Here is a 15,667-nt window from a genome sequence, read left to right as displayed (position 1 = left end):
GCGGAAGCCGCTGGAGCCACCGAGGCCGCTGGAGCGGCGTGATGCGACGCCGCCAGGAAGCAAGCCCCACCCGCGCCGCTACGAAGCCCCGAGCGCCGGATCGCGCGCGCCGTTGCCGCGATCGTCCGCGCCGGGCGTGCGCAGCCCGTCGATGCCGTAGCCGCCCGTCTGCTCGATCAGCCCCTTCGCGAGTTCGAGCGCCTGCTGCTCGAACAGGCGCCGGTAGACGCCGCCCTCGATGCGGATCAGCGCGTCGTGCCTGCCTTCCTCGATCACGCGGCCGCGATCGAGCACGAGCAGGCGATCGAGCGAGCGCACCGTCGACAGCCGGTGCGCGATGACGATGGTGGTGCGCCCCTCCATCAGCCGTTCCATCGCGTGCTGGATCAGCAGCTCGCTCTCGCTGTCGAGGCTCGAGGTGGCCTCGTCGAGGATCAGCACCGGCGCGTCGGCCAGGAACGCGCGCGCGATCGCCACGCGCTGGCGCTCGCCGCCCGACAGCTTCACGCCGCGCTCGCCCACCAGCGTGTCATAGCCGTCCGGCAGCGCTGCGATGAAGCCGTGCGCGCTCGCCAGCGTGGCGGCATGCACGATTTCCTCGCGCGTGGCGCCGGGGCGCGCGTAGGCGATGTTGTCGGCGAGCGAGCGGTGGAACAGCACCGGCTCCTGCTGCACGATCGCGATGCGGCCGCGCAGCGACGCCTGCGTGACCTGCGCGATGTCCTGCCCGTCGATCGTGATGCGCCCGCCGTCCACGTCGTAGAGCCGCTGGATCAGCTTGATGAACGAGGTCTTGCCCGAGCCCGAGTGGCCGACCAGCCCGAGCCGCTCGCCCGGCGCGATGCGCAGCGAGAAGTCCGAATAGAGCGGGGTGCCGCGCGAGCCGTAGCGGAACGTGACGTGTTCGAAGCGGATCTCGCCGCGCGTGATCGTGATCGGCGGCGCGCCGGGCGCGTCGTCGATGCCGAGCGGCTGGCTGTCGAGCGCGACCAGTTCCTCCATGTCGTTGACCGAGCGCTGCAGGTTGCGGATGTGCATGCCGATGTCGCGCAGATAGCCCTGCAGCATGAAGAACATCGTCAGCGCGAACGCGATGTCGCCCACGCTCGCGCGATCGTGCGTCCAGAGCCACAGCGCGCTGCCGAGCATGGCTGCCTGCATCAGCACCAGCAGGGTGGCCTGCGCGCAGCCGCTCAGCGTGCCGCGCAGCCAGGTGCGCCGCGTGCGCAGCCGCCACTTGCCGATCACGCGGCCGATCCGCGCTTCCTCGCGCGTCTCGGCGCCGAACGCCTTGACCACCGCGTTGCAGCTGACCGAGTCGGCGAGCGTGCCGCCCAGCCGCGTGTCCCACGCGTTGCCGAGCCGCGCGGCCGGCGCGATCAGGCCGAGCGAGAGCGACACGGTGATCGCGATGAACAGCAGCGAGCCCACCCCCACCACCAGCCCCATCACCGGCCAGTGCAGGCCGAGCAGCAGCGTCGCGCCGGCCAGCATCACCACCGACGGCAGCAGCGCGATCAGCAGCGTGTCGTTGAGCAGGTCGAGCGCCCACATGCCGCGCGTGATCTTGCGGACCGTGGAGCCGGCGAAACTGTTGGCGTGCCAGTCGGTGGAGAAGCGCTGCACGCGATGGAACGCGCCCGCCGCCACCTCGCTCATCATGCGCAGCGTCAGCGAGATCAGGTTCATGAACATCACCTGGTGCAGCAGCGCGCCCGCCACGCCGAGCGCGACCAGCGCCGCGAACGCGTGCAGCGCGGCGGCCAGGGCGGCGGCGCGGTCGGTCAGGCCGAGCGAGATCGCGTCGACCAGGCGGCCCGCGAACATCGGGGTGAGCACGTCGCAGAGCGCGGCGAGCAGCGCGAACAGCGTGACGCCGGTGAAGCGCAGCGGCTGGTCGCGCCAGCGGCGGAACGTGAAGCCGAGCACGTCGTTGAACGGCCGGCTGCCTTGACGATCGGTAGATTGGGTCATGTGTCGTGGCCCGGTCGCCTCGTGAGCGCCGGACGGTTTCGATGTCGGTGACGGATGGATCGCCGGCTCCGCATGCCGCGCCGCCATGACGGCGGGGACGGACGGCGGGCGAAACCGGAAAAATACGCTCGCGTCCGGCGCAAGGCGCGGAACAGGAACCAGGGACGATCGGGAAAAACGGGCGGAAGGCTCCGGGAGCCGGCCGCCGGCAGCGGACCTAGACGGCGCCGTGCCGCATGCCGTTCAGGAAGGCACTACGTGATGGCAGCTTGAGCATCTCGACCTCCCTTGAACGCGAATGGATGGAGCGTTGATGGACACGAAACGGGCGGGCGCCCGCTGCGCGCACGGGCGAATTGTCGCCCGTGCGGTGATTCTAAGCGCAGCCGCGCGGCGTTGCCAAGCGCCGCGGCGCCGGCGGTGTTGCCGAAGCGAGACGGCGCGGCGGCTCGCCGGTTCGCCTCGGGGAATCGACATTCGCGATGCCGGATTAGCGGGTCCGCAATGCGTTTATCGAAGCTGCCTATATTGTTTTGCGTGATGATTAATTAATCTCGAATTGTCAAATCAATATCCTGAATAATGGATTCCAAGCCGGAATCAAACTTGTGACGGATTTTCATCAAAAACTGCTTGCGGCCTGAAAGTATGTGAAGTGATACTGACGCTCGCATCGTCTCTGGTCGCGGGTTTCTGAAATTCGAATCAGTTTTTGATTGTGGTCAATATTGCGATTTCAAATTACGGGATCGGTTGATTTTGCGAATTTCCGGTGATCTCGAAACAATGGTGCGGGTTATGTATGGCGGTGTTTTATTTTTGAATATTCGAGTGATTGATTCGTGCCGGTCTGCATGAATGAATCGCCCTCGGGAACCGGTTCGCGTCCCTTCTGAAAACGGCTGCGCGTACCCGGCCGGCATCCTGCCGGGCGGCGGCGATGCTGCCTCCGTCGCGGCCGTCAAATAGTCGCGATGGTGTCATTCGTGCCACCTCCGGAATCGCGGGATTCGATCGGAAAACTGGTGGAGTGCCATTTTCACGAACATTCAAGCTTCGTGCGGGAGTGTGATTGTGAGCAAAGTGACTGTTTATCCGGGGGCGGAACTCGCGGGCAGCGTCGCGATTCCGGCCTCGAAGCCGCATATGCAGAGAGCGTTGCTGCTGGCGCTGCTCAATTCCGAAACAACGTGTATCAATAACATCTCCTGGTGTGCCGAAACCGAAAGGTTATTGGCCGCCCTGCAGCATTTCGGTTTGAAAATCCTGGCGCGGGAATCGCATGCGCTGAGATTGCGCGGCGTGGGGCGCCGGCTCGAGATCGGCGCGCCGATCGAGGCGGAGGGCTCCGGCATGCTGTTCCGGATGAGCGTGGCGCTGGCCTCGCTGGCGGGCGATACGGTGCGGATTCGCTGCAACGATTCGCTGTTCAGTCGCGACAGCGTGTTCGACGAGGCGTTCTTCTCTCACCTCGGCGTGCAGGCGCGCCGCCGCGACGGCAATCTCGTCGAGATCACGCGCAAGCCGTACCCGGCGCGCATCCCGATGACCACGCGCAAGAGCACGCAGTTCGCGTCGTTCGCGCTGTTCGTCGCGCCGTTCGGCGAGCGGCCCGAGATCCTCGTCGAGCCCGACGCGGGGCAGGCCGGCTACATCGACATGACGGTGCGGACCATGGCGCTGCTCGGCAGCACCGTCACGCACGAGCCCGGCCGCATGAGCGCGAGCGCCTATCGGCCCGGCGACATCACGATCGACATCCCGTCCGATTTCACCTCGCTCAGCTATCTCGCCTCGTCGGTGCTCAGCATCGGCCGGCCCGGCGGCGTGACGATCGCCGGCTACTACCCCGGCCACACGCTGAACGAAGGCCGGCTGTTCGGCCTCTACCGGCAGTTCGGCCTCGCGCTCGACTACGACGCGGCGGGCCGCGCGCTGCGCGTGTCGCGCGAGGCGCCGCCGCGCGAGGCGAGCGAGGAGATCTCGCTGAGCGAGCTGCCTTCGGTGGCGGCGAACCTGATCGCCGCCACCTCGAACCTCGGCGAGCGGATCCGCTTCGGCGGCGTGAGCGGCATCAACAACCACAAGTGCCAGCGCGCCTTCGTGATCAGCGAGAACATCCGCGCCATGGGCGGTCGCAGTTCGCTGCTGTTCAACAGCATCGGCATGTTCGACCGGATCCAGATCGAAGGGCGCGGGCCGCTGGCCGGCGGCACCGAGCTGCCGAGCTACCGCGATCACCGGATCTGCGCGGCGAACATCATCGCCGCGCTGGGCGCGAAGCAGAAAACGGTCGTCCACGACGCCGACAAGCTCGACGACGGCTTCCCCCGCTTCATCGAGACGCTGCGCGCCCTGGGCGCCGAGATCGCCTGAGCGCGCGTGTCTTTCCCCCTACCTGCCAATGGAGCAGCCATGACAACACGAAGCAATCAGTCGCCGAGTTTCTTCGAAATCAGTCAAACCGCGAAGCTGGGCGGGACCCTCGATCTGCCGGCCTCGAAGAGTTCGTCGACGCGCGCGCTGCTGACGGCGTCGCTGACGCCGGGCATCAGCTCGATCCGCAACCTGGCCTCGGGCTTCAACGCCACGGCGATGAAGCAGAACTGCGAGCGGCTCGGCGCGTCGTTCAGCAGCGAGGGCAGCCACACGACGGTCAAGGGCATCGACGTGCGCCACATCGAGCGCCCGATCAGCTTCGATCCCGGCAATTCGGGCGTGGTGCTGCGCCTGCTGATGGGGGTGGCCGGCTACCTGCCCGACAGCGAGTTCGTCACGCAGTATCGCCACTCGCTCGGGGTGCGCTCGCAGGCCGAGATGATCGGCGCGCTGCGTCGCCTGAACGTGCAGTGCGAGGCGGTGGGCGACGACGCGCGGCTGCCGATCCGGATCCGCTCGGACCGGCGCCTGAGCGGCTACACCGAGGTGTCGTGCCGCAAGAGTTCGCAATTCCTGAGCGGCCTGCTGTATCTCGGCGCGGTCGGCGACGACGATCTCGAGATCCAGGTGACCGACCACATCACGGCGCCGTCGATGGTCCACACGACGATCAACAACCTGCGCCACGCGGGCGTGCCGGTGGAGTACGACGACGCGTTCCGCCGCTTCTTCGTGAAGGGCGCGAGCCGCTTCGGCGCCAGCAGCTTCACGGTCGGCGCGGACCCGGCCAGCACCGCGGCGATCCTCGCGCTGTGCGGCTCGCTGACGGCCGACGTGACGCTGAACGGCTTCTTCGAGGAGGAACTGGGCAACGGCGCGGTGATCCAGTACCTGACCGATACCGGCACGCGCATCACGCCGCTCGACGACAACCGCATCCGCGTCGAGGGCGGCACCGAGATCCGGGCCCGCGACTTCGACGGTTCGCTCGCGCCCGACGCGGTGCCGGCGCTGGCCGCGCGCGCCGCGTTCGCGAACGGCACCAGCGTGTTCCACAACATCGAGCACATCCGCTACAAGGAGTCTGACCGGATCTCCGACTTCCGGCACGAACTCGACAAGCTCGGCGTGCATTCCGACGAAAAGCTCGACCAGCTGATCATCCACGGCAATCCGCGCGGCTACGCGGGCGGCGTGGTGCTGGACGGCCACTACGATCACGGGCTGATCATGGGCCTGACCACGATCGGCCTGCACTGCAAGGAGCCGGTGCTGATCAGGGAGCCGTTCCACGTCGGCCAGACCTACCCCGGGTATTTCGCCGACATCGCGTCGCTGGGCGCGCAGGTCGCCGAGCTGACCTATCCCGCCGCGGCCCTCGAACGCGCCTGAGCGCGCTCGCCCCCGACAACCTTCCCGAGAGAAAGCCATGTGTGGAATCGGCGCCATTTTCACGACGCAGCGCTCGTCGATCGACGATCTCGAGCCTTCGCTGACCGCCTTGATGACCAAGATCGCGCATCGCGGCGACGCTTCGCGCTTCAACGAGAACCTGATCCGGCCGCGCTTCGGCCTGTCGACCAACCGGCTCGCGATCCTCGAGCGCGAGCATGCCCGCCAGCCCGCCTCGGACCACGAGCTGGACATCCATGCCGTGCTGAACGGGCAGATCTACAACTACCGGGAAATCCGCGACGAGCTGAAGGCGCGCGGCCATCGCTTCCAGGGCGGCGACGCCGAGGTGCTGCTGCGGGCCTACATCGAGTACGGCCGCGACTTCGCGACCAAGCTCGACGGCATGTTCAGCTTCGTGATCTATGACAATCGCAACGGCCGCTTCCTGATCGGCCGCGATCACGTCGGCATCAAGCCGCTCTACTACGCGAGCCGCGACGAGGTCTGGTACGTGGCCTCCGAGATCAAGTCGCTGACCGGGCTCGGCGTGGAGATCCACACGCTCGAACCGGGCACGCTGTTCGACGGCGCCGCGCCGTACCGCTACGCGCGCTACGACGAGAACCATCCGGCCAGCCGCGACAGCTTCGAGGTCGCGAGGGCGCGCGTGCGCATCCTGCTGGAGGAATCGGTGCGGCGGCGCGTCGACACCGACCTGCCGGTCGCGGTGATGTTCAGCGGCGGCATCGACAGCGCGATCGTGCTGTACCTGGCCAAGCAGTACCACCCCGACGTCACGGCGATCACGTTCGGCCTGCCCGGCTCGAAGGACACCGAGGTCGCGCAGCGCTACTGCGCCGAGCACGACATCCGGCTCGTCACCTACACGTTCACGAAGCAGGACCTGATCGCCAACATCGACGACGCGGTCTACTACAGCGAGTTCTTCGAGAAGATCGATGCGATCGATTCCACCATCGCGCACTTCGGCTACTACGTGGCCAGCAAGCTCGGCTTCAAGGTGTCGCTGTGCGGCGAGGGCAGCGACGAGATCTTCGCCGGCTACGACCTGTTCAAGACCCACGCCGCGCCGGACGCGCTGTCGCTGTACCGGCTCAACAACCTGCACCGCACCGACCTGCAGCGCGTCGATCGCGCCAGCATGCGCAACACCGTGGAGGCGCGCGTGCCGTTCATGGACGCGGCGCTGATCGACTACGTGCTGGGCCTCGACTTCTCGTACAAGCTGCGCGACGGCGTCGAGAAATACATCCTGCGCGAGGCGTTCCGCGACGCGCTGCCCGACTACATCATCGATCGCCCGAAGATCCGCATGCCCGACGGCAGCGGCGTGAAGAACACCATCATCGATCACATCGAGGGGCTCGGCGAGGCGGCCTCCGGCGACATCGTGGTGGCGGACCGGCTGCGCGAGATCGGCCTGTCGGACCGGCCGGCGCTGTACTTCGCGCAGAAGTATCTGTCGAGCGGCTATCCGTTCCCGACCCGGCGCTTCAAGGAGGCCGGCAAGGACTATTCCGAATCGGGGTACTTCCATTTCGTGTCCTGAGCCCGCCGTGCGCGCGCCGTCCGACTCGCGTCGGCCGCGGCGTGGCGCGGCACCCACCCTTTCATTCCATCCTTCATGAGGTGAAACAGCCATGTCCACCAGTCTCGATTCAACGAGAAACACCGTGTTCAGCCCGTCCTTCTGGGAAGACAAGATGGGCTACGCGCGCGGCAAGCGCGTCGGCAACCAGGTCTTCATCGCCGGCTGCGTGGCATCGGACGGCAATGCCGAGGTGATCGGCGACAACGCCTACGACCAGACCGTATTCGTGATCGGCAAGATCGAGAAGTACCTGAACCAGCTGGGCGCCCGGCTGGACGACGTGGTCAGCACCACGACCCACCTGACCGGCTTCGAGCATTTCGACGGCTACTGCCGCGCGTTCAGCGAGCGCTTCAGCGAGATCCGCCCGGTCAACACCACGGTGGCCGTGAAGTCGCTCGTCAAGCCCGAGCACGTCGTCGAGATCACCGCGATCGCGATCGTCGACGACTGACGCATCGTCCCGCGCGGCGGTCGGCCCGGCCGCCGCGCGCATCTTCCAACCATTGCAGGTCGTGAAGGAGCGGCAGACATGAAGACATTCCTGTTCATCGAGGCGCGGCCGATCGAATGCGCCGGCATCGCCTACCTGCGCGAAGCGGGCTTCTCGCCGGTGCTGCTGACCTCGCTGAACCGCATGAACAAGACGCTTTACGACGATCTCGACCTGTCGCTGTTCGATGCCGTGCATGAAGTCGACACACGCGACGTGGCCGCGATGCTGGCGTTCGTGGCCGCGCGCGGCCTCGAGGTGGCGGGCGTGCTCGGCTGCTTCGACGATTTCGTGATTCCGGCGGCCGAGGTCGCGGCGGCGCTGGGCCTGCCGCATCCGTCGCTCGACGGGCTGCGCAACGCGTTCAGCAAGAAGCAGGTGCGCGACGTGCTGATCCGCAGCGGCTTCGCGCAGCCGGCCTACGAGCTGCTGCAGGCCGACGCGCTGCCGGCGCGGCCCGGCATCGGCTTTCCGTGCGTGATCAAGCCGCTGCGCGACGCCGGCGCCTACAACGTGAGCCTGTGCCGCGACGAACACGATTACGCGGCCGCCGTCGAGCGGATCCGTGCCGGCGGCGCGCGCTCGATGCTGGGCCGGTCGCAGGCCACCTATCTCGCGGAGGAATTTCTCGAAGGCCGCTTCTACGGCGCCGAACTGATCCATGCCGCCGGCGCCTGGCGGATCCTCGGCATCAACCGGATCTTCGTCGCGCCCGAGGACGGCCTGTGCATGACGGGCATCTCGCATCCGTCCGACCTGTCGCCGGCCGAGGCCGACGCGCTCGGGGCCGTGATACTCGACTGGATCGCCGCGCTGGGCCTGAGCGGCGGCGCGCTCAACGTCGAGTTCATCCTGACCGCGCGCGGGCCGATGCTGGTCGAGATCAACCTGCGCATCGCGGGCGCGCGCGCGGTACGCCAGATCGCGCTGACCTCGGGCGTCGACATGGTGCGCCTGCTGATCGACTTCTGCCTCGGCCGCCCGGCGCCGGTCGTGCCGCGCGTCGAACGCGCCCACGCCTACGTGGCCGACGCGTTCGTGTTCTGTCCCGAGGCCGGCACGATTCGCGACATTCGCTTCGCGTCGTCGGACCCGCACTACGTTGCGAGCGGATTCCGCAAGCTGCCGTTCGTCTCCACCACCGGCTCGCGCAATTTCGGCTCCGTGATCGGTTACGTGCTCGCGCACGGCGCCAGTTGCGACGAGGCGATGCGGCACGCGCGGGCACTCGCCACCAGCGTGCGCGTCGAGGTCGAATGAGGCGTGGTACACGCGCTCGGCACAAATGCACTATCTTCGCAGTGCTGGCCGATGCGGGGCCATCCCGGCCTCGGCTGCCCGCATCCGAAAACAAAATGAGAGGCGACATGGCAATCCTGATGGGCTTGATTTCCGCGTTGTGCTGGGGCAGTACCGATTTCATGGCGGGGCAGGCCGCCCGGCAGGTCGGCGTGACACGTTCGCTGTTCTACAGCCAGTCGTTCGGCTTCCTGCTGCTGACCGCCGTCCTGGCGTTTCGGCCGGCCTCGCTGCGGATCTCGGCGATCGATACGGGCCTGCTGATCGCGATCGTCGCCGCGATCTGCAACCTGGTGGCGATGGCCGCGCTGCTCAAGGCGCTGTCGATCGGCAAGGCCTCGGTGGTGGCGCCGATCGTCTCGCTGTACGGCGCGGTCACGACGCTGCTGGCCGTGCTCGGTGGCCAGTCGGTGACAGGCATGACGGTGGCGGGCCTCGCGCTCTGCATCGTCGGCGCGAGCCTCGCGAGCATGTCGAAATCGAGCGGCGGCAAGGCCGAATCGCCGGCCTCGATCGGCTTCGCGATGCTGTCGGCGCTCGCGTTCGGGCTCGGCTTCTGGCTGCAGGGCGCGTTCGCCGTCAAGAGCCTCGGCGTGCTCAGCGCGCTGTGGATCTACTACCTCACCGCGGTGGTGATCCTGTTCCTGCTGCTGGTCGGCCAGCGCAAGCTGGTCGCGCCGCCGGGCTCGATCGTGGTGCTGCTGATGTCGATCAGCCTGTTCAGCCTGGTCGGCTTCTTCTCGCTGGCGTTCGGCGCCACCACCGGCCACGTCGCGATCGTCACCGTGCTCAGTTCGCTCGCGAGCGGCGTCACCGTGCTGCTCGGCTTCTTCATCCGCCACGAGCGACCGAGCCAGGCGCAGTGGGCAGGAATCGTCGCGATCATCGTCGGCGTGGTGCTGCTGAAGCTCACGCCGCAGCTGCTGGCCGCCTGAGCCGGCGCGCGCTTCGAGCGGCCCGCGCCGGCCGCGCGCGCCGCCTCCGGGGCGCTGAGCGGACGGCCGGCGGCGTGCCGGCACGCGTGTCGGCGCCGCGTGGACGGCCGGCCTCGCCGCGACGGCACGCGGGCGCCGCGCCATCGCATCGCCGGCATGCGGCCGCCGTCCGCGTCGAGTGTCTCGCATCGCCGCGCGGCTTGGGCAGGCGCCTCATGTAAGCGGCTCACCCCGACGCTCGCACCGGATCGCCCGCGGACGGCCTTCGGACGCCGGAGGCCACCCGGTCCGGCGCGCCGCCGACGCCGCCTCGGCCCGCACGGCACAGATTGGCGGAAAACGGCCCCGGTAACAACGGGATGGAGTTCACAACGCTCATGACGGTGCCGTCATGAATCACGGGCGAGTTCATGGAACATCTCGGATCGCTGGACGTCTTCGTGCGGGCGGCGGAGGCGCGCAGTTTCACGGCGGCGGCGCAGCAGCTCGGCCTCTCGACGTCGGCCGTCAGCAAGGCCATCGTCCGGCTCGAGACGCGCGTCGGCGTGCGGCTGTTTCACCGCTCGACGCGCACCGTCGCGCTGACGCCCGAGGGCACGCTGTTCCTCGGGCGCTGCCGGCGCATCCTCGGCGAGGTCGAGGCGGCGGAATGCGAGCTGCAGCACCTGCAGAACAGCCCGCGCGGCAAGCTGCGCATCAGCCTGCCGTCGATCGGCATGCTGTTCATCGAGAAGATCGCCGCGTTCAAGGCCATGTATCCCGAGATCGAACTCGACATCGACTACGGCGACCGGTATGTCGAGATGATCGAGGAGGGGTTCGACGTGGTGATCCGTACCGGCGAGCCGACCGACTCGCGGCTGATCACGCGGACCATCGGCAATTACCGGCGCGTGATCGTCGGGAATCCAGACTATTTTTCCCGCGCCGGCAAGCCGGAGCGGCCCGAGGATCTGGTGCGGCACGCCTGTCTGCTCTACCGCTATCCGAGTACCGGCAAGCTGGATGTCTGGCCGCTCGGCGAGAGCGCGCGCTTCCTCAGCGCCGACCTGCCGGTCAGCATGGTGGCCAACACGCTGGCGCCGCTCGTCTGCTTCGCCGAGCAGGGGCTCGGCGTGACCTGCATTCCCGACATCGCGATCCGCGAGCAGCTGGCCAGCGGATCGCTGGTCAGCGTGCTCGACGGCTACAACAGCGACGTGACCACGTTTCGCGTGATGTGGCCGTCCAGCCGCCAGCTCGCGCCGAAGCTGCGCGTGTTCGTCGACTACGTCGCCGAGCATCTGTTGCGGCTCTGAGGCCGGCCGCCGGCGCCGGCCCCGCGCATCGCGCAAGCCTCAGAAATACTTCGTGACGCCCGCGTACACCGCGCGGGTCGGGCCGTACTGCGGCGCGAACACGCCGATGCCCGAGCCGTCGCGCAGCGCGTAGTTGCTGCCGAACGCGTTGACCAGCACGAGCCGCCCGTCCGCCTTGCCGAGCCACGGCAGGTCCAGATGCTGCACCACCGACAGGTCGACCTGCTCGTACATCGGCAGCTTGCCGGTGTTCGCGAAGCCCTCGCGCAGGCCGCTGCCGACGATGCCGTCGAACGAGAAGGTGGTGCGCCGCCAGGTGTAGGCGCCGCCGAACGAGATCGTCACGCGCTGGTCGTGGTCGAGGTTGACCCAGTGGTTCGAGATGAACGCGAGTTCGTCGGGATCGAAGTTGAACTGCGCCGAATCCACGTTCTTGCCCATCGCGCGGCTGAACGCGACGTTCAGGTAGGCCGAGACGTTGTCGTGCTTGTAGTTCGCGGTGAACTCCACGCCGTACACGCGCCCGTACTGGTAGTTGAACGGCGTGTAGATCAGCGCGCTGCCGAACTGGCCGAGATCGAGCAGGTTGTGGGCCTTCTTGTAGTAGGCGTCGAGGCCGAACGTCATGGCGCCCACCTCCTGGATCACGCCGAGATCGAAGTAGTCGTCGCGCTCGGGCTGCACCGCCGAGTTCTGGGTGACGGCGCTCTGGTTGGTGGTGCCCGTGTAGGCGCCGATCGTCGAGTTCGACACCAGCTCGAACGAGGGCGGCGTGAAGTAGCGCGAGTAGCCGGCGTGCAGCGTGGTGGTCTCGGTCGCCTTGAACACCAGGCCGATGCGCGGGCTCAGCTGGTTGGCCGTCACGTACTGGTCCATGCCGTCGTAGCGCACGCCGTAGTTGACGGTCAGCCGCGAATTGAGCTTCCACTCGTCCTGCAGGTACGCGCTGTAGAGGTAGCCGGTCTTGCTGCTCGCGTTGGCGATCGGGAACGGCACGTCCGAGGCCTGGTTGCCGTCGGCGTCGGTCGGGAACACCGAGACGCTGTCGCGGAACTGCGCGTGCTCCTGCTGCAGGAACAGGCCGGCGCGCAGCGTGTGGTGATCGTTGAGCCGGTAGGTGGTGTCGGCCTGGAGGCCGTAGGCGGTGTCGCTGTGGAAGTCCTGCGAGGCCACGCCGTTGTAGATCAGGTCGCCGATCGGGTCGGGATTGAACTGGGTCCGCGTGTAGCGCGTGAAGAACGCCACCTGGTAGTCGAGCGCCGCGCCTTTGGTGCCCTGCAGCGCGATCACGGCGAAGTTGTTCAGCTCCGACTGGGTCTCGTTGAGGTTCGACGAATCGAAGCCCGGCGTGCCCGCCAGCGTGAAGTTCGGCGTCAGGCCCGGCGTGTTCGGGATCTCGAACTGGTTCGCGGTGGTGCCGAACATCAGGCTCACGCGCGTGCGCGGATCGATCACGTAGGACAGGTAGCCGAACGCGTCGCCCTGGCGCGTGTGGTCGTGCAGCGGATCGGCCGACGAGGTGGGCGCCTCGATGCCGAGGTTGTTGACGCCGAGCGAGCCGGTGAAGAAGTAGCTGAGGTTGCCCTGGTTGCCGTACACGTCGGCGCTGGTCTTCAGCGTCTGGTGGCTGCCGCCGTAGACGTCGATCGCGCCGCCGTTGCCGAGCGCGTCGCCGGACTTGGTGCGGATGTCGACGATGCCGGCCGTGCGGTAGCCGTATTCGGCCGGCAGCGCGCCCGTCAGCAGGTTGACCTGATCGATGATGCGCGTGTCGAGCGACTGCCCGAAGCCGCTGATCGGCTCGGGGATCAGGATGCCGTTGATCCGGTATTGCAGGTCCGCGTGATCGCCGCGCACGTGCAGCTGGCCATACGAATCGTTCGCCACGCCGGGCGCCTGCAGCAGCACGCGGTTGAGCGGCGTGTCGGCGCCCTGCGGCATCGCCTCGATGTCCTTGCTGGTGATCCGGTAGATGCTGCTGCCGGTCTCGGGCAGCAGGCCGTTGCGGGCCGCGTCGAGGCGCCTGGCGGTCACGCTGATGGTCGGCACGTTCTGCGCCGTGACGTCCACCGGCAGCGTCACCGCGATCTCGGCCGGGTGGCCCGCGGCGGGACTGACGGTGTGCGTGACTGCCGCGAAGCCCGGCGACGACACGGACAGCGAGTAGGTGCCCGGCGCCACCGGCGCGGTCGTGAAGCGGCCGGCCGGATCGGTGGCGAGATGGGCGACCTCGTGGCCGGCGGCATCCGTCAGCACGACGCTGGCCGCGTCGACGGGCGCGCCGGCGGCATCGGTGACGGTGCCGCCGAGCGCGACGCCCGGAACGGCCGCGCGGGCAGGGAGGGAGGCAAGGGCGAGCGCGGCCAGCAGCACGGCGCGCGAGATCGGAGTCAGTGTGGTCATGTTGGAGGCCGGGCGGTGGCGGCGCGTGGTTTGCCCTGCCGGTGGCGGGCTTGGAACGGGTTGTGAACGGATTGGGAGCGAAATGATATAACGTATCAAAACCAATACAAAGGATTAATGCAAATCCCCGGAAAATCGGCCCAGGCATTGATTTTGAAAGCCTTTTCCTTGCATTTTCATTCGATGAAACGCGTGTCGAATTGAATTGGAAAGGAATCGGAACGGATCGGGTATCGGCTTGCCGGGCGGCGGGAAAGGGGCGAACGGGACGAGACACGACGGGAACGGGAACGCGGTGCGCGCCGTGCGTGCCACCACCGCGCCGTGCCTTGGGCCGGCGCGCGCCGTATGGGACAATCGCGCCCGCGATTTCGCGCTGTCCCCGCCCATCACCGAACTCCGATTCGACGAACCCGAACCCTACGATGCATCCCATCCAGCAAGGCATTCTCGCGCCGCTTCCGTCGGCCAACCGCTACCTGTCGTTCCAGACCGCCCGGCCCGAGGAGGCCGTCGCCACGCTCGCCGCGCTGCGCGAGGCGGCCGACGGCACGCATACCGTGGTCGGCATCGGCCCGTCGCTGGTGCATGGCCTCGACCGCAAGATCGACGGCCTGAAGCCGTTCCCGGACCTCTCGAAGCCCGGCGCGCCGGTGCCCTCGACGCAGGTCGCGCTGTGGGTCTGGCTGCGCGGCGAGGATCACGGCGAGATCACGCTGCGCTCGCGCGCGATCGAGGCGCTGCTCGCGCCGGCGTTCACGCTGGAGAGCGCCGCCAACGCGTTCCGCTACGCGGACGACCGCGACCTGTCCGGCTACGAGGACGGCACCGAGAATCCGAAGGGCGAGGAGGCGGTGGAGACCGCGTTCGTGACCGGCAAGGGGCCGGGCCTGGACGGCGCGAGCTTCGTGGCGGTCCAGCAGTGGGTCCACGATTTCGCGGCGATGGGCGCGATCGACGGCGACGAGATGGATCGCATCGTCGGGCGCCGCAAGTCCGACAACGAGGAGCTCGACGACGCGCCGGCCTACTCGCACGTGAAGCGCACCGAGCAGGAGAGCTTCAATCCCGAGGCGAAGGTGCTGCGCCGCTCGGCGCCGTGGGCCGACGAGCGCCGCGCGGGGCTCTACTTCGTCGCGTTCGGCCACTCGTTCCGCGCCTTCGAGGTGCAGATGCGGCGCATGGTGGGCGCGACCGACGGCGTGCTCGACGGGCTGTTCCGCTTCACGCAGCCGATCACGGGCGCGTTCCTCTGGTGCCCGCCGGTGGCGGCCGACGGCGGGCTCGATCTGTCCGCGCTCGGGATCTGAGCGGCGGGTGCGGCGCGCGGGCCGGCGCGCCGCGTTTCATGGATTTTTGCGCATTCAACACGGCGCATGCCGTGCCGAATGCGCTCGCTTGCCGCTCAGCGCAGCGTCGTCTCGATCCGCGTGCCGCGCTTGATGAACAGCGTGACGGGCGTTTTCTCGCCGATCTCGCCGAGCCGCGCGCGCTGCGCCTCGTCGAGCGTGTCGCCCTCGATCGTGATGGTGCGGCGCACGTACTGTGCGCCCTCGCGGTCCGCGTGCAGTTCGGCATGCACGTGCAGCGGCACGGCCGGCCATTCCTTGCGCTGCATGTACATCCGCAGCGTCGCGGCGGTACAGGCGCACAGGCTCGCGAGCAGCAGCTCGAACGGCGCCGGGCCGATGCCCTGGCCGCCTTCGCGTTCGGCCTCGTCGCCCTGGAAGCGGTGGGCGCCGGCCTGGATGTCGACGACGTAGTTCGGCGCATCGGCAGCCATTCCGGCTGCGGCATGGATCAGCGGCATGAGAATCCTCGATTCGGAAAACTTCGGAAAACGGATGAAGGCGGGTGCCCGTCCGACAGCGACAGCATA

The 15,667-nt window shown here is 67.8% G+C and carries 11 protein-coding genes; 8 read left to right on the top strand and 3 right to left on the bottom strand.

Annotated elements, in window-relative coordinates; all coding sequences use genetic code 11:
• Nucleotides 1-78 precede the first annotated feature (78 nt).
• Nucleotides 79-1,974, bottom strand: coding sequence for an ABC transporter ATP-binding protein (locus BpN12_RS10970; protein WP_246792617.1), 1,896 nt, complete (start codon nucleotides 1,972-1,974; stop codon nucleotides 79-81).
• A 1,074-nt stretch (nucleotides 1,975-3,048) separates the two neighbouring features.
• Between BpN12_RS10970 and BpN12_RS10965 the strand changes: the two genes are divergently transcribed.
• From BpN12_RS10965 to BpN12_RS10935, 7 genes are all read left to right on the top strand, one after another.
• Nucleotides 3,049-4,350 (top strand): 3-phosphoshikimate 1-carboxyvinyltransferase, encoded by a 1,302-nt coding sequence (locus BpN12_RS10965; protein WP_246792614.1) that lies wholly within the window; start codon nucleotides 3,049-3,051, stop codon nucleotides 4,348-4,350.
• 39 nt (nucleotides 4,351-4,389) lie between these two features.
• Complete coding sequence (locus BpN12_RS10960) at nucleotides 4,390-5,745, top strand: 3-phosphoshikimate 1-carboxyvinyltransferase (RefSeq protein ID WP_246792613.1); 1,356 nt, start codon at nucleotides 4,390-4,392, stop codon at nucleotides 5,743-5,745.
• 37 nt (nucleotides 5,746-5,782) lie between these two features.
• Entirely contained in the window at nucleotides 5,783-7,318 is a 1,536-nt protein-coding gene (locus tag BpN12_RS10955; protein ID WP_246792610.1) for an asparagine synthetase B family protein, read from the top strand.
• Between the two features lie 154 nt (nucleotides 7,319-7,472).
• A complete protein-coding gene (locus tag BpN12_RS10950) occupies nucleotides 7,473-7,814 on the top strand; it encodes a Rid family hydrolase (RefSeq protein ID WP_425306308.1) in 342 nt (113 codons plus the stop codon).
• Between the two features lie 78 nt (nucleotides 7,815-7,892).
• Nucleotides 7,893-9,113, top strand: a complete 1,221-nt coding sequence (locus tag BpN12_RS10945; RefSeq protein ID WP_246792607.1) for an ATP-grasp domain-containing protein — start codon at nucleotides 7,893-7,895, stop codon at nucleotides 9,111-9,113.
• Between the two features lie 107 nt (nucleotides 9,114-9,220).
• Complete coding sequence (locus BpN12_RS10940) at nucleotides 9,221-10,087, top strand: DMT family transporter (RefSeq protein WP_246792605.1); 867 nt, start codon at nucleotides 9,221-9,223, stop codon at nucleotides 10,085-10,087.
• A gap of 410 nt (nucleotides 10,088-10,497) precedes the next feature.
• Nucleotides 10,498-11,385 (top strand): LysR family transcriptional regulator, encoded by an 888-nt coding sequence (locus tag BpN12_RS10935; protein WP_246792603.1) that lies wholly within the window; start codon nucleotides 10,498-10,500, stop codon nucleotides 11,383-11,385.
• A gap of 39 nt (nucleotides 11,386-11,424) precedes the next feature.
• Here the strand turns inward: BpN12_RS10935 and BpN12_RS10930 are convergent, their stop codons facing one another.
• Nucleotides 11,425-13,788, bottom strand: coding sequence for a TonB-dependent receptor (locus BpN12_RS10930; protein ID WP_246792602.1), 2,364 nt, complete (start codon nucleotides 13,786-13,788; stop codon nucleotides 11,425-11,427).
• Nucleotides 13,789-14,156: 368 nt separating this feature from the next.
• Here BpN12_RS10930 and BpN12_RS10925 point away from each other — a divergent pair, with 368 nt between their 5' ends.
• Nucleotides 14,157-15,098: a Dyp-type peroxidase gene (locus BpN12_RS10925; RefSeq protein ID WP_425306307.1), complete on the top strand. Its 942-nt coding sequence runs from the start codon at nucleotides 14,157-14,159 to the stop codon at nucleotides 15,096-15,098.
• Nucleotides 15,099-15,193: 95 nt separating this feature from the next.
• Here the strand turns inward: BpN12_RS10925 and BpN12_RS10920 are convergent, their stop codons facing one another.
• Nucleotides 15,194-15,598, bottom strand: coding sequence for an OsmC family protein (locus tag BpN12_RS10920; protein WP_198256954.1), 405 nt, complete (start codon nucleotides 15,596-15,598; stop codon nucleotides 15,194-15,196).
• Nucleotides 15,599-15,667 lie beyond the last annotated feature (69 nt).

Source organism: Burkholderia perseverans, from assembly GCF_022870505.1.
In the GTDB taxonomy this organism is placed as follows: Bacteria; Pseudomonadota; Gammaproteobacteria; order Burkholderiales; family Burkholderiaceae; genus Burkholderia; species Burkholderia plantarii.
This window is presented reverse-complemented; position numbering and strand designations above follow the sequence as displayed.